The organism is Paraburkholderia rhizosphaerae (assembly GCF_004366595.1).
Taxonomy (GTDB): domain Bacteria; phylum Pseudomonadota; class Gammaproteobacteria; order Burkholderiales; family Burkholderiaceae; genus Paraburkholderia; species Paraburkholderia rhizosphaerae.
Genome location: NZ_SORE01000003.1, coordinates 1 through 13,197, shown reverse-complemented (window position 1 = coordinate 13,197; position 13,197 = coordinate 1). Strand labels below are relative to the sequence as shown.

Annotated in this window: 12 protein-coding genes; 4 read left to right on the top strand and 8 right to left on the bottom strand. The window is 64.2% G+C overall.

Going from position 1 to position 13,197, the window contains the following annotated elements; all coding sequences use genetic code 11:
• Nucleotides 1–44: 44 nt before the first annotated feature.
• Nucleotides 45–692 carry an ATP-dependent Clp endopeptidase proteolytic subunit ClpP gene (gene clpP, locus BX592_RS04110; protein ID WP_134190400.1) on the bottom strand — a complete coding sequence of 216 codons (648 nt, stop codon included), beginning with the start codon at nt 690–692 and terminating at the stop codon, nt 45–47.
• 213 nt (nt 693–905) lie between these two features.
• Here clpP and BX592_RS04105 point away from each other — a divergent pair, with 213 nt between their 5' ends.
• A complete protein-coding gene (locus BX592_RS04105) occupies nt 906–2,051 on the top strand; it encodes a sigma-70 family RNA polymerase sigma factor (protein ID WP_243849312.1) in 1,146 nt (381 codons plus the stop codon).
• Here the strand turns inward: BX592_RS04105 and BX592_RS04100 are convergent.
• The 3 genes from BX592_RS04100 to BX592_RS04090 all read right to left on the bottom strand — a co-directional run bounded on the left by BX592_RS04100 (nt 2,007) and on the right by BX592_RS04090 (nt 6,554).
• On the bottom strand, nt 2,007–3,281 hold the full coding sequence (locus BX592_RS04100) for an EAL domain-containing protein (protein WP_134190399.1): 1,275 nt from the start codon (nt 3,279–3,281) through the stop codon (nt 2,007–2,009). The genes BX592_RS04105 and BX592_RS04100 overlap by 45 nt on opposite strands.
• A gap of 231 nt (nt 3,282–3,512) precedes the next feature.
• Nucleotides 3,513–4,961, bottom strand: coding sequence for a multidrug transporter subunit MdtD (gene mdtD / locus BX592_RS04095; protein ID WP_279589171.1), 1,449 nt, complete (start codon nt 4,959–4,961; stop codon nt 3,513–3,515).
• Between the two features lie 177 nt (nt 4,962–5,138).
• Nucleotides 5,139–6,554, bottom strand: a complete 1,416-nt coding sequence (locus BX592_RS04090) for an aminotransferase-like domain-containing protein (RefSeq protein WP_134190398.1) — start codon at nt 6,552–6,554, stop codon at nt 5,139–5,141.
• A 169-nt stretch (nt 6,555–6,723) separates the two neighbouring features.
• Here BX592_RS04090 and BX592_RS04085 point away from each other — a divergent pair, with 169 nt between their 5' ends.
• A complete protein-coding gene (locus BX592_RS04085; protein WP_134190397.1) occupies nt 6,724–7,026 on the top strand; it encodes a DUF2917 domain-containing protein in 303 nt (100 codons plus the stop codon).
• 100 nt (nt 7,027–7,126) lie between these two features.
• Here BX592_RS04085 and BX592_RS04080 read toward each other — a convergent pair whose 3' ends face one another.
• On the bottom strand, nt 7,127–8,416 hold the full coding sequence (locus BX592_RS04080; RefSeq protein WP_134190396.1) for a citrate/2-methylcitrate synthase: 1,290 nt from the start codon (nt 8,414–8,416) through the stop codon (nt 7,127–7,129).
• Nucleotides 8,417–8,540: 124 nt separating this feature from the next.
• Here BX592_RS04080 and BX592_RS04075 point away from each other — a divergent pair, with 124 nt between their 5' ends.
• Entirely contained in the window at nt 8,541–9,983 is a 1,443-nt protein-coding gene (locus tag BX592_RS04075; RefSeq protein WP_134190395.1) for a CoA transferase, read from the top strand.
• A 95-nt stretch (nt 9,984–10,078) separates the two neighbouring features.
• Here the strand turns inward: BX592_RS04075 and BX592_RS04070 are convergent, their stop codons facing one another.
• Complete coding sequence (locus BX592_RS04070; protein WP_134190394.1) at nt 10,079–10,825, bottom strand: GntR family transcriptional regulator; 747 nt, start codon at nt 10,823–10,825, stop codon at nt 10,079–10,081.
• A gap of 153 nt (nt 10,826–10,978) precedes the next feature.
• On the opposite strand from BX592_RS04070, the gene BX592_RS04065 reads away from it, so the two are divergent.
• The gene (locus tag BX592_RS04065) at nt 10,979–11,824 is read left to right on the top strand and encodes an aldo/keto reductase (RefSeq protein WP_134190393.1); all 846 of its coding nucleotides are present in this window, start codon (nt 10,979–10,981) and stop codon (nt 11,822–11,824) included.
• On the opposite strand, the gene BX592_RS04060 is transcribed toward BX592_RS04065, so the two are convergent.
• Nucleotides 11,825–12,316, bottom strand: coding sequence for a hypothetical protein (locus tag BX592_RS04060; protein ID WP_134190392.1), 492 nt, complete (start codon nt 12,314–12,316; stop codon nt 11,825–11,827).
• A gap of 275 nt (nt 12,317–12,591) precedes the next feature.
• On the bottom strand, nt 12,592–13,197 hold a 606-nt coding region (locus BX592_RS04055; RefSeq protein WP_134190391.1), incomplete at its 5' end, for an IS256 family transposase.

Here is a 13,197-nt window from a genome sequence, read left to right as displayed (position 1 = left end):
CGGCGGCACGTTTCGCGCTGACGCCCTCCAGCCCCACAGCTCACTCACCTCGCATCTTGCGCGAGCGTCGCGCGCGTCTGAAGCACGTCGTCGATCAGCCCATAACCTTTCGCCGCATCAGCCGACATGAAGTTGTCGCGGTCGGTGTCCTTTTCGATCTGCGCGACGCTTTTCCCGGTGCGCTGCGCGAGCACGGAATTCAACCGTTCGCGCAGATAGAGCACCTCCTTCGCCTGAATCTCGATATCGGACGCGGTGCCCTGCCCGCCGCCCGATGGCTGATGAATCATGATGCGTGCATTCGGCAGCGCGTAACGCTTGCCTTGCGCGCCGGCCGCGAGCAGGAAGGTGCCCATGCTCGCCGCGAAGCCGGTGCATAGCGTCGACACCTCCGGCCTGATGAACTGCATTGTGTCGTAGATCGCGAGCCCGTCATAAACGGACCCGCCTGGCGAATTGATGTAGAACGCAATATCCTTATCTGGGTTCTCCGATTCGAGAAACAACAGCTGCGCGACGATCAGACTGGCCGATTGTTCGGTGACCGGACCGACCAGAAACACGATGCGTTCGCGCAGCAGCCGCGAGTAAATGTCGTACGCTCGCTCGCCGCGGCCGGATTGTTCAATGACGGTCGGCACGAGGCCGAGGCCGGATGCGGCAGGAGACAGGGACGGATAGCGCCAATGCATGAGGTCCTCGCTGGTTCGGATAGGAAAGCCGGAATGACGTGAAAAGGCGCCGCGTATGACTGGCGCGATGCCTGTCAGTTAAGACGCGCACGCGAACGCGCGTGTGACGAAAGAATTTTTTCGGCGACGTGTCACAGCGCGACGCATTCGTACGTCAACGGGAAGTTGGGGCGCGCGGCGACGCATCCCCGCTACGATCGAGGAGCATGACGAATGGATGAAGAGGCTGAACCCACGGAGGCGGCGGACATGGACGGGACGATGGACGGGACGAGTGACAGTCGCGGCACGAACAACGCAAGCCCAAACGGTGTAAGCGATGCAAGCGCTAACTCGTCGCCGCCCGACGCGGCTTTCGAAAAGTTGCGGCGCAAGCTTGTCGCGCATGCGCAGCGGATGCTCGGCAGCCGCGTGGAGGCCGAGGATGTCGTACAGGACGCATGGCTCAAGTGGCACAGCGCACGTAACACCGACGTGCGTTCGCCGCACGCGTGGCTCACGACGGTCACGACACGGCTGGCAATCGATCGCTTGCGCCGCCTGCGGACCGAACGCGTATCGCAGCTGTCCGGCGATCTGGCGCTGCCGTGGCTAGACGGGTGTGCGCCGGCGGCCGACGAAGCGGCGTTGCACGCGTCGGACATGTCATACGGCGTGACGTTGTTGCTGGACCGGCTGAAACCTGACGAGCGTGTCGCATTCGTGCTGCACGAAGCACTCGATTGCGACTACGCGGAAATCGCGAAGATCCTCGCGAAGACGCCGGCCCATTGCCGGCAAATTGTGCATCGCGCGAAGGAACGGCTGCGGCGTGCGGGCGCGCCATTGAAAACGGCGGATCCGGCCGGGCATGCGCGCATCGTCGAACGCTTGCGAGCGGCAATCGATGCGCAGGATCGGGTCGGCCTGGTGCGCCTGTTCAGCGACGGCGTGCATATCGCGGATGATCAGCCGTGCGTCAATTGCCCGTCGACGAGCGCGACCTCGGACCCGGTCGTGAGCCCGCAAGCGGCGGCCGCACGCGTCGCGCGGATATCGGACGAAACTGCGGTGCGTACGATGTTGCCGCGTCGCGCCGCTACTGCGATCGGCGCGTTGCGGGCCGAAGCAATCAGCGTCAGCGTCGACGGGACGCCGTGTATCGCCTGGCTGGCGGACGGCGAAATCGCCGCGCTGCTGGAAGTGGTGCTGTCCGCGAATGGCGCGATTGCCGCGCTGCGTATCGTGACGGACCCGGTCGCGCTGGGCCGGGTCAATCAGACGTTCGGTCTGTCCGCAGTCCGGCGTCTGTTGCGGCGAATCGGCGCGCGTGCGTCAGGGGCGTGGTGCGGTGCCGTCCCAGTTGATATCGACGCATAGCACCTGCATGCCGCGCGCCGTCTCCGATGCGATCGACGCGGTCACACACAGGTGCGCCTCGTTGATCGACAGATAAGGCGGGGTCAACTGCACATGGCCTGGCGTGCGGACCGCCTGGATGAAATACGGCCGCCGTTCCCAGCTTGCGCCTTCCGAATGCAACAGCGGGCGGAAGCGCTTCGCACGCTGCGACGCGCGCCCGGTCGGCAGCACGTTGTCGCCGATTTGCCGGCCTGAGCCATCGAGCAGAAAACAGCGCGCGGTTTCGCGCAGAGCAAGCAGCGGCGCGGTCGCATCGGCCATTGCCGCGCCGTCGGCAAGCTGCGCGCTTGCGTGTTCTAGCGCGGCGACGAATGGCGCGAGCCGCTCCGACTGCGCATGCGCGCGGTTTGCGACCCGCTTGCGCAACGCCGCGGACAGGCTATCCACCAGATCGACCGTCGCTTGCGGCTTCACCGGTTCGACACTCGGGCTTGCGAAAAACGCGCCTTGCACGAAATCGACATTGCATTCGAGCGCGATCAGCGCATCGTTTTCCGTGGTCAGATTGCCCATCAGCACCAGTTGCCCGGATTCATGCAGCAGCGACACGATGCCGGGCAGCACGCGTTCGATATGTGAATGCTCGGTGGCCTGCGCGAGGATGCTGCGATCGAGCGTGACGATATCGGGGCGCAGCGTCCATACACGATCGATATTCGAGTGCTTGGCGCCAAAGCCGTCGAGCGCGATCAGGAAGCCCGATTTGCGCAGCGCATCGATGGTTTCCGCAAAGCGCGTGGTCTCGCCGCCCACTTGCTCGCTAACCTCCAGCACCACCCGCTGCGGCGGCAGCCCAAGCGATTTGAGACCGGCCAGCAGTGCGTCGCCGTAGCTCATATCCATCAGCGCGGCCGGATGCAGGCTCAGGAAAAGCCACTCGTCGTGACTGTCGAATGCGTTGAAGTTGCCTAAATGCAGTGATTCGGCGAGCCGCCCGAGTTCGAGCAGGTCGCCGCGCCGCGCGGCTTGCGAAAACACTTCGTGCGACGGCACCTGCATCGCGTTTTCGTCGTGCACACGCAACGACGCGTGATAGCCGATCGCGCGCCGATGCGACACCGAAAACACCGGCTGAAACACGCTGAAGACGGTATAGCCGCCGTAGCGCACTGTGCGGCGGGAACCTTCCTCCCCCGCAACGGGGCGCGGCGGCTGGAAGCCGGGAGGATCGAGTTCGACCATGCTCATCGTGTCAATCATTCTCAGGGGTGCGCGCATTGGCGCGAAGTCATCAGTTTACCGGATCGGTCAGCAAGAAACATGCGCAGGATCAATCCTTTGCGATGGCTGACGGATGGCTTTCCGAGCAAGGATTGCGGGTGAGATCGCCGCGACGCCTGGAGCGTGAAGGCCGTTGCGGGCACATCGATGGTGCACGCTGCGCCCTGTTGCGGTTCGAACGCGCCCATTCACGCGAAGTCAGGTGCGCTCGGACGGATCGGTTTTCCGTGCAGGGCGTCGGATATCCTGGGCCAACTGCGCGAAGATCCACGACGTGCCCGCCGTGATGATGCCCACGCAAATAAACGTCGCGTGGAACGCGGGCAGCGTGTTCGCTTCCGTGACGCGCGGAATGATGCCGGTGAAAGTGGTCAGCATCGCGCCCGCGACGGTCACACCGAGGCTCATCGACAGCATCTGTACAAGCGAGAACAGGCTGTTGCCGCTGCTTGCGCCGCCAGTGCCGAGATCTTTTAGCGTCAGCGTATTCATCGCGGTGAACTGCATCGAGTTCACGCCGCCGAAAAACGCGAGCTGCACGAGCCGCAGCCAAAGCGGCTGATGCGGGTCCGTCAACGCGAAGCTCGCCATCGCGAGACCGACCAGCACCGTATTCGTGACGAGCACACGCCGGTAGCCATAGCGGAAAATCAAGCGGGTCACGAGGCGTTTGGACGTCATGCCGGCCGCGGCGACCGGCAGCATCATCAGGCCTGCTTCGAATGCACTGTAGCCGAGGCTCACTTGCAGCAGCAGCGGCAACAGATACGGCATCGCGCCGCTGCCGATGCGCGCGAACAGGTTGCCGAGAATCCCGACGCTAAACGAATGAATCTTGAACAGGTCGAGCGAAAAGATCGGTTGCGGTGTGCGCACCGCATGCAGCCCGTAGGCGGTGAAAAAGCCGAGGCTCAGAATGAGCAGCACCAGCACTGTCGCATGTTCGAAGCCGAATTCGCCCTGGCCGTCGAGCGCCATCGTGATCGCAATCATCGCGATGATCAGCAGCAGATAGCCTTTTATGTCGAACTTCGCGGTATCCGGATTGCGCGAGTCCGTCATAAAGATAAACGTCGCGATCACGCCGACGACGCCGACCGGCACGTTGATCAGGAAAATCCAGTGCCACGACGCGATTTTGACGAGCCAGCCGCCGAGCGTCGGTCCGATCAACGGACCGATCAGACCCGGGATCGCGACGAACGACAGCGCAGGCAGATACCGTTCGGCGGGAAATGTGCGCAGCACCGCGAGGCGTCCGACCGGCAGCAGCATCGCGCCGCCCGCGCCTTGCAGGATGCGCCACAGCACGAGCTGCTGCAGCGTATGCGCGCTCGCGCATAGCAGCGAGCCAACCGAGAACACAAAGATCGCGCTCATGAATACGCGCCGTGTGCCGAATTTGTCGGCGAGCCAGCCGGAGACCGGAATCATCACCGCCATCGTCAGCGAGTACGCGATCACGACCGATTGCATGCGCAACGGCAGTTCGCCGAGGCTGGTCGCCATCGCGGGCAGTGCGGTGTTGACGATCGTCGAGTCGAGCGTCTGCATGAAGAAGCCAGTCGCGACGATCCACAGCATGACCGTGAGCGAACGGGCGGATGGCTTGGCGGCGGGTGTCTCGGTGCTTGTCGTATTGGCCATGGAGCGCGAAGGCGAACCGGATGAGCCGGTCGGCCGATATTTTAAGCAAAAACTGTATCGGCGAGCAGGGCGGTGGACGGAATACGGAACCTACGCAAGCAGCGCACCTGTGATCAACACTGCTTCCTATACGTCGCGCTCGCCCGGCAAAGCACCGGCGCGCCGGCGGCCGACTGATCAGGCTTTCAGTTTCACCGCTGCATTGAAAAATGCTTGCGCACGCGGGTCGTGCGCATAGGCCGCGTTGATGCGCGTCCACGCGCTGGTTTCCGCATTCGGACGAAAATAGTGACCCGGCGCGACGGTGACACCCAGCGGCTCGCCGCATTCGGCGAGCACGCGCGAGTCTTCGATATGCGGCACACGCGCCCAGATCAGATTTCCGCCGAGCGGTTTGTCGAATACTTCCCAGCCTGCTTCCTCGAGCATCTGCACCGATGCGCCGAGCGCGTCGCGCATGCGCCGGCGCAGCCGTTCGAGATGCTTGCGATACATACCGCGCTCGAGCTGCGCGACCGCCACGGCTTCGGCGAAACGCGAGCCGCCGATCGTCGTCAGCATCTTGATGTCGGCGAGGTCCTTGATGATCGCGTGCCGCGAGATCACATAGCCGATCCGCAGCGATGCCGACAGCGTCTTCGACAGCCCGCCGACGTAAATCACATGCTCGAACTGATCGAGCGTCGCGAGGCGGTCGGTCGCTTCGTTCTGGAAGTCCGCGAAGATGTCGTCTTCGATGATCGTGAAATCGTGCTCGCGTGCGAGTTGCAGCAGGCGGAACGCGACGTGCGGCGCAATCGACGTGCCGGTCGGATTGTGGAACACGCTGTTGACGAAGAACAGCTTCGGCCGGTGCAGTTTCAATTGCGCCTGTAGCACGTCGAGGTCGGGGCCGTTGCGCGTGCGCGGGATGCCGACCAGATTCACGCCGTGCAGCTTTAGCAAGCCGAACAGGTTGTAGTAGCCGGGGTCTTCGACGAACATCGTGTCGCCGGCTTTCAGCATGTAGCGCATCAGCAAGTCGAGCGCCTGGCTCGCTCCCTGCGTGATCAGAATCTGCGACGCATCGACTTCCATGCCGAGTTGCGCGGAGCGGCTGCGCAGGTGCTCGCGCAAGACCGCGTTGCCTAGCGGCGTCGCGTAGTCGATCAGGCTCGCGGCGTCCGTGCGCGATACGTGACGCACGGCCTGCGCGAGGCTGTCCATGTCACGCCACGATTCGGGAATAAAGCCGCTGCCGAGCTTTAACGTGCCGCCCGGGTGATTCAACTGCTGCAGGATATGGAACGACTCTTCTTCGGCACGCCGTGGGTCCGACGTACCCTGGCAACGGTCGATGCCCGCGCGCGTGCGTTGCGCGACATAGAACCCCGAACCGTGCCGCGAGTCCAGATAACCGAGCGACACCAGCCGGTCGTACGCCTCGATCACCGGAAAACGGCTGATCCGATAGTCGGCGGCGAACTGGCGGATCGACGGCAGCTTGGTGCCCGCGTGCGCGGTGCGCGAGCCGATCCATTGCGTGACGCCATGGACGATCTGTTCGGTGAGCGGTACACCACTGTCGCGATCGAGTTCGATATCGAGTTTCATGCGGCTACCCTGGCTCGTTGGTGTTCGGCTGAGTGAATCGACCCGGTAAACAAACTGTCCGTTTTTTTAACTGCACAGTTCTGTTGAAAGTGTTCGGTACTGTGCATGTGATTGACAGCATCCTACGTCAATAATTGACTCACCGAAATGCCTTGCAAGGAGAACGGCAATGCGCGAAATCCGTACTTTCGAACTCGAACACGGCGAGCCGGCGGCCGCGTGGCGTGTCGCGCAGCCGGCCATTCTTAAAGTGACCGCGGGCGAGGTCTGGCTGACCGTCGAAGGCGATGCCGAAGACTATTGGCTAAGGCGCGGCGAGTCGTTCGCGCTGTCGCGCGGCGTGACTGCATGGGTCAGTGCCGGGCGTGATGGCGCACGCGTCGTGCTGTCGGGCCGGCGCCATCTGGGCACGTGGCCTTTGAACCGTGCTTCAGTGTGGAACCGGTTGCCGCGCTGGTTGTTGCCCGCGTGAGTGGTTCGGCTCATGGGCCGGATGCCTTCCGTATGCGGCCAGTCCGGCTCTTAACCTGATTTGCGGCGCGCGGGAAGCGCGCCGCGCTTCTTCTGTCTGCTCAACTGCTCCCTTCGTACGCGCCGATATAGCGGGCGCGAGGGCGAATCAAACGGCCATCCGCCGTCTGTTCCATCGCGTGAGCGATCCAGCCGACTACCCGTCCCACCGCAAACAATGTGAAAGCCGCGCCGGCCGGCAACGCGAGCACGCGCTCGATTGCCGCAAGCGCGTAGTCGAGCGTCGGTTCCGCGCCGACCGTGTCGCGCATCGCCGCGGCGAGGCGTTGCACGCCGATCAGCGGCGAACGCGCGGGCGCGCAGTCGGCGAGCATCTCCAGCAGTAGCCGCGCGCGTGGATCGCCGTTTGGATACAGCGGATGGCCGAAGCCGGGCAAAGGTGCGCGCCGCACGTGCGTGTCGCCTGGGGCGCCGGGTGCGTCGCTGTGTTCTTCACACGCGACTCGCATCGCCAGAAAGCGATCGGGATCGGCGGCGCGCGACGCGTCGTCGAATAGCGCCGCGACGCGAGTTGTTTCACCGCCGTGCCGCGGTCCCGACAGCGCCGCGAGGCCGCCCGCAATCGCGCCGAACAGGTGGGTGCCGGTTGACGTGATACAGCGCACCGTGAAGGTCGATGCGTTCAACTCGTGATCCGCGCATGCGACGAGCGCTGCGCGCAGCAGGTTGATATGCGGCCGACTGCGCACACCCCACGCAGCCGCCAGTTGCCGATGCAGCGGATCGTTCGACGGTGCCGCGCCGGCCATCGCTGCGGCGACGAGGCGCAGCAGCACACAGGCGGTATCGAGCTGCGCGTCGCGTCCGAGCGCCCACACGCGCGGCATTTGCGCCGCGGCGGCCGGCAGCAGCACCAGCACACGATCGAGCGGCGTGCTATCGCCCCACAGTTTCAGCCACGCGGACCATTGCGCCGCGGCAAGCGGCGCTGCCGGCGCTTGCGCGATGCGGCGCTCGCTGCACTCCCATAGCAGCGCGGCGACTTCTTCCAGCGATGCGCCGCGCGCCAGTTCGATCGCATCGCGCCCGCGGTAGAAGAGCTGCCCGTCGTGGATCAGCGTGATTGCCGATTCGAGTACTGGCACGCCCCAGTCGAGCACTTTCTGCGCGACTTTACCGGCTCGCTTGCCGTCCGCCTTGCGGCGCGCGAGGCGGCGCACTTCATCGGCATCGTAGAGGCGGCGCTTCGAGTCGGCGTGCGGCGACGAGCGCAGCATGCCGCGGCTCACATACGCGTATAGCGTCGGCAAGCTGATGCCAAGCGCCTGGGCGGCTTCGTCGGCGGACAGATAGCGGCCGGACGATGTGTCAGCAGGATCGGGGAAGGGCATGAGAATCGCGCGATACTGGATAAATCGATATATATTGATTCTAACAATCAAGATTGATCGATGTGCAGGCGAATTCTAGACTGATCGCCATTCCCTCCTGCCCGGCGCGCTGCCGCTTCCGATCATGACGCCTCTTCTCGCTGTCGATCATCTGTGGACTTTGGCCGGCTGCGACGCCGCGGCACTCGACACGGTGTCGATCACCGGCAACGATCCCGCGTTGCCGTCGGTGTTTCGGGTCGGCACGCTGGCCGCCGCGACGGTCGCGGCAGTCGGGCTTGCCGCGGCCGAATGCCATCGCATGCGTACCGGGCAACGGCAGCGTGTCAGCGTCGACGTGCGGCGCGCATTGGTCGCGTTTCGCAGTGAACGGTATCTGCGCGTCAATGACGGGCCGGCACCCGAGCTCCGCAGTCCGATGTTCGGTTTCTTCGAGACGCGCGACGGCCGGTGGGTTCAGCTGCATACGAATTTTCCGCATCACCTCGACGGCGTGCTGAATGTACTCGGCTGCGCGAACGATCGGACCGCGGTCGTGCAGGCGATGCGCGGCTGGGACGGCGCCGCGCTCGACCATACGCTCGCCGACGCGGGGCTGCCCGCCGCGCTGATTCGCACGCCGCGCGAATGGGCGGCACTCGAGCAGGCGAAGGCGATCGCGAGTCTGCCGTTGTTCGAGATCGAGCGGATCGGCGACGCGCCGGCGCAGCCGATCGGCGATTCGTTAAGTTCGCCCGGTTCGCCCGGTTCGTTACGCGGCGCCGGCGAGCCCGCGAAACAGCCACTTTCCGGTGTGCGCGTGCTGGACCTGTCGAGGATCATCGCGGGACCGGTCGCAGGTCGCGCGCTGGCGTCGCACGGTGCGCAGGTGCTGCTCATCAACGGCCCGCATCTGCCGAATATTGCGCCGCTCGTAATCGATACCGGCCGCGGCAAGCGTTCGGCGACGCTCGATCTGCGCGACGCAGCCGCTTGCGCGCAACTCGAAGCGCTCACGCGCGATTCGGACGTGTTCCTGCAGGCGTACCGGCCCGGCGCACTCGCCGCGCGTGGCTTTGGGCCTGACGCGCTGGCTCGGCTGCGACCGGGCATCGTGTGCGTATCGATCTGCGCGTATGGGCATAAAGGGCCATGGGCGGCGCGGCGGGGTTTCGATAGCCTGGTGCAGTCGGCGAGCGGGATCGCGTACACAGAGGCGCGCGCGGCGGGTCTCGACAAGCCGAAGCATTTGCCGTGTCAGGCGCTCGACCACGGCACTGGCTATCTCGCCGCGTTCGGCGCGATGGTCGCGCTCGCGCGTCGCGCAACCGAAGGCGGCAGCTGGCATGTGCGGCTGTCGCTTGCGCAAACCGGCCGCTGGCTGCAGTCGCTTGGCCCGATCGAAGACGGCTGGCAAACGCCGGAGGTCGGGTTCGACGATGTGAAGGACTGTATCGAGATGGTCGATTCGCCGTTTGGCCGCGTGGCCGGCACATTGCCTGCCGAGAAGCTGGAGAAGACACCGGCGCGCTATGGCCGACGGCCAGTGCCGATCGGTACCGATGACCCACGGTGGGAGACGGACTAGACGCGGCTAAAGGCGGGCTAAAGGCGGGCTAAAGGCGGACAGGACGGGCTAGAACGTCCTCCGGATCGGCGAAGCACACACCGCGTGTCGTGGCGCTACTTGCGCAGCTCCGCGACGAAGTCGTAATAGTCGTTGCGGCAGTACGTATCGGTCAGTTCGATCGCGCGCTGATCCGCCGTATAGCCGACCCGCGTAATCAGCAGCAGCGCTTCGTTCGGCGCGATGCTCATCTGTTGCGCAATCTCGTCGCTTGCATTGACCGCGCGAAAGTGCTGCAGCGCACGCACGATCGCAAGACCGCGCTGTTCAAGATAGGAGTACAGGGAATCGCCGATCGCGTTCGGGTCGGGAATCACCGATGCCGGGAACGTCGAGTTTTCGACGGCCATCACGATGCCGTCCGCGAGCCGCAAGCGGCGCAAGCGCGTGACCGCAGCCGCCGGCGACAGCCCGAGACGGATCACTTCATCGCGATTGGCCGGCAGGATTTCGCGCGAAAGCCACTTCGAGCTGGGCGTGAAGCCGCGCCGGCGCAGCATTTCGCTGAAGCTCGACAGCCGCGACAAAGGATCTTCATAGCGCGGTGTGATGAAGCTGCCGGCGCCCTGCGTGCGGTGGATCAGCCCCTGTTCGACCAGCAGCGCGATCGCCTTGCGCGCGGTGATGCGCGATACGCCTAGCGCATCGGACAGCACACGTTCGGAAGGTAACGCTTCGCCCGGATTCCAGCGATTGTCATGAATCGCGTGGCCGAGCTTGCGGGCCAGTTGCAAGTAGAGCGGCGTATCGTTTTCCGGGTCCGGGCGCAGATCGCGCCAGCGGTCTTCCGAGGCTGAGTTCATGAAGTGTGCGCAAGATAGGCAAGCGGCAATTTTATGATATCGGCGCGCCGCGTTATAGCGGGCTTTGCCTGGCTTGCCGATGCGTTCGCGGCTAAAACGCTAAACTCGGTGCAGCGTATTGCAACCTGTGCAACCTGTTCATGGGAGAAACCAATGACCACCGACATCGCCACTGTGACGCTGCCCGACGGCGAGCGTATTCCGAAGCTGGGGCAGGGCACGTGGGAGATGGCGGAGCGCGCGTCGCAGCGTGCCGCGGAGATCGCCGCGCTGCGCGAGGGGATCGCGCTCGGCATGACGCTGATCGACACCGCGGAAATGTATGGCGAAGGCGCGGCTGAATCGCTGCTCGGCGAAGCGCTCGCGGGCGTGCGCGACGATGTGTTTCTGGTCAGCAAGGTGTATCCGCACAACGCGAGCCGGCGCGGTGTGCAGGCCGCGTGCGAGCGGTCGCTAAAGCGCCTGAAGACCGATCGGCTTGACCTGTACCTGTTGCATTGGCGCGGCTCGGAGCCGCTCGAGGAAACCGTCGCGGGCTTCGAGGCTTTGCGCCAGGCCGGCAAGATCCGGCATTGGGGCGTGAGCAATTTCGACGTCGACGATATGGAAGAGCTGGCCGCGGTGCCGCATGGCGATGCGTGCGCGACAAATCAGGTGCTGTACAACGTCGCGCGGCGCGGGCCGGAGTTTGATCTGCTGCCGTGGCTCAACGCACGCAGCATCCCGATGATGGCTTATAGCCCGGTCGATCATGCGCGCTTGCCGAAACGCTCGCCGCTCAACGAGATTGCGGACGCGCACGGCGCATCGGTGTTTCAGATTGCGCTCGCGTGGGTGCTGCAGCAACCGGATGTGTTCGCGATCCCGAAGGCGGGCCGGGTCGAGCATGTGCGCGACAACCGGCGTGCGGCGGAACTGCAACTGAGCGCCGACGATATCGCGGCGATCGATGCGCACTTTCGCCCGCCGCTTCGCAAACAACCGCTCGAAATGCTGTGATCAGCTGCACGGGTGATGCATGTGCACCGACCCGAGCAGCGCAACTTCGGCGGGCGTCGCTTTGAGCGCGTCGGCATCGACCTGGCTCGTATCGCTTAAGAAGTCGTCGATGATCGACGATACCCGCACATCCTGCAGGCATAGCGATACGCGTTGTGTTTCACCCGCGGGCAGCGATTTGCGCTGCGCGAGGAACAGCACGCCGTATTGATAGCCATGGATGATGCCGCGAATCGCGCCGAGGCATTGGCCTTGCGCGACGTTGTCGTCCTTGCTGCCGCATAGGTGAGCGAGCTTGTAGGCGGAGAACGTCGGATCGACGGCGGGTCGGGCGCTGGGTTGAGACGGCTGCTGTTGCGTTTGTGCCGCCGGTTTCGGCGGAGCAGCTGGCTTGCCTGTCTGCGCTTGCGCGTGCGAAGCGAAGCCGGACAGCACCGCGCATAGCCAGACGGCCGTGATACGTGCAACGGAGCGGGGGAGGTGTGGTTGCATGGCGGGACCCCATCGGACGGTGACTCACCTAGGAGGCGTTCGAAAGCGCTTTGGTTCCGATTGGGTGTATTGCATGATGCGTAGCGGATGAATCCCTTCGATTCATGCCACCGCGGTCGAGGCGGTGACGCTCGACCGGGGGATCGGAACGCCACCGCCGCCGTTGCCGGTGCAGCGCTGGCCGTTGCGGTCGGCTGTGCGGCTCATCGCGACTGGAACGGTGCGGGGGCAGGAGGTATCAGGAATTTTGTGTGTCGAGGTCGGTTTAAAAAATCTCAGCTCATGGCGTTCGTGAACCGCTCGCCGAACAGAATGGCGAACTGATTGACTGCCTGCCGCCAGGTAATAGGCGGCATCTTCCAGTCCTTTTCAATGTTGCGCAAGGCCAGATAAAGCAGCTTGCTGGCCGCTTCATCGCTCGGGAAGTGACCACGGTTCTTGACGATCTTGCGCAACTGCATGTGCATGCTTTCGATCGCGTTGGTCGTGTAGATGATTTTGCGTACTTCAGGCGGATAGGCAAAGAACGGGATGACCTGCTCCCATTGACGCTGCCACATCGCTGCGACGGTGGGGAATTTGCGGCCCCACTCACCTTGCGCGAAGGCATCGAGCGCCGCTGCCGCCGCCTCGGCCGTGGCGGCCTGATAGATCGGCTTGAGCTCGGCCGCCAGCGGCTTACGGTCTTTCCAGCTTGCCAGATTCAGCGAATTGCGGATCAGATGCACAATGCAGGTCTGGATCTGCGCGGCCGGATACACCGCCTCGATCGCTTCGGGGAAACCTCGCAGGCCGTCGACGACGGCGATCAGAATGTCATGCAGGCCGCGGTTCTTCAACTCGTTGAAGACCTTCAGCCAGAACTTCGCGCCTTCAGTCTG

Excerpts from the sequence above, each read along its gene's own strand:
- BX592_RS04075 (WP_134190395.1), top strand. The coding sequence starts at position 8,541 with ATGACGCCTCTTCTCGCTGTCGATCATCTGTGGACTTTGGCCGGCTGC.
- BX592_RS04070 (WP_134190394.1), bottom strand. The coding sequence starts at position 10,825 with ATGAACTCAGCCTCGGAAGACCGCTGGCGCGATCTGCGCCCGGACCCG.
- mdtD (WP_279589171.1), bottom strand. The coding sequence starts at position 4,961 with ATGGCCAATACGACAAGCACCGAGACACCCGCCGCCAAGCCATCCGCC.
- BX592_RS04105 (WP_243849312.1), top strand. The coding sequence starts at position 906 with ATGGATGAAGAGGCTGAACCCACGGAGGCGGCGGACATGGACGGGACG.
- BX592_RS04065 (WP_134190393.1), top strand. The coding sequence starts at position 10,979 with ATGACCACCGACATCGCCACTGTGACGCTGCCCGACGGCGAGCGTATT.
- BX592_RS04060 (WP_134190392.1), bottom strand. The coding sequence starts at position 12,316 with ATGCAACCACACCTCCCCCGCTCCGTTGCACGTATCACGGCCGTCTGG.
- BX592_RS04090 (WP_134190398.1), bottom strand. The coding sequence starts at position 6,554 with ATGAAACTCGATATCGAACTCGATCGCGACAGTGGTGTACCGCTCACC.
- clpP (WP_134190400.1), bottom strand. The coding sequence starts at position 692 with ATGCATTGGCGCTATCCGTCCCTGTCTCCTGCCGCATCCGGCCTCGGC.
- BX592_RS04085 (WP_134190397.1), top strand. The coding sequence starts at position 6,724 with ATGCGCGAAATCCGTACTTTCGAACTCGAACACGGCGAGCCGGCGGCC.
- BX592_RS04100 (WP_134190399.1), bottom strand. The coding sequence starts at position 3,281 with ATGAGCATGGTCGAACTCGATCCTCCCGGCTTCCAGCCGCCGCGCCCC.
- BX592_RS04080 (WP_134190396.1), bottom strand. The coding sequence starts at position 8,416 with ATGCCCTTCCCCGATCCTGCTGACACATCGTCCGGCCGCTATCTGTCC.